1 pseudogene is annotated in these 358 nt (G+C 59.8%); it reads right to left on the bottom strand.

What is annotated here, in order from left to right:
• Positions 1-305, bottom strand: a pseudogene (locus HMPREF0044_RS08115) (IS6 family transposase); the annotation flags it as partial.
• Positions 306-358: the final 53 nt, after the last annotated feature.

The raw sequence follows: 358 nt of genomic DNA, 5'->3' as shown, positions 1-358 counted from the left end.
GGGTCTGGCCACCGGTGGTGATCGCTCGATAGAGGTAGCACCACCTGCCGCCGATCCGGATATAGGTCTCATCCACCCGCCAGGAACTGGCCTGCCAGTCGGGTACCTGCCGGTACCGCCGCGTTTGCTTGTCCAGCTCAGGGCGTATTTCTGGCCCCAGCGGTAGATCGTGGTGTGATCGACCGGCACGCCCCGCTCGGTCATCATTTCCTCCAAGTCTTGGTAGCGCACCCCGTAGCGGCAGTACCACCGCACTGCCCACAGAATGATGTCACGGGGAAATAACGACCCGAGAAGATATCCATGGCTGTGATTATTTCACGTCGCTCTTCCTACTGCCCCAACTTTGCAACAGCAC

It is taken from the genome of Gleimia coleocanis DSM 15436 (assembly GCF_000159015.1).
Lineage (GTDB): Bacteria > Actinomycetota > Actinomycetes > Actinomycetales > Actinomycetaceae > Gleimia > Gleimia coleocanis.
The sequence above is the reverse complement of the archived record's forward strand: the minus strand, read 5'-3'. Positions and strand labels throughout refer to the sequence as shown.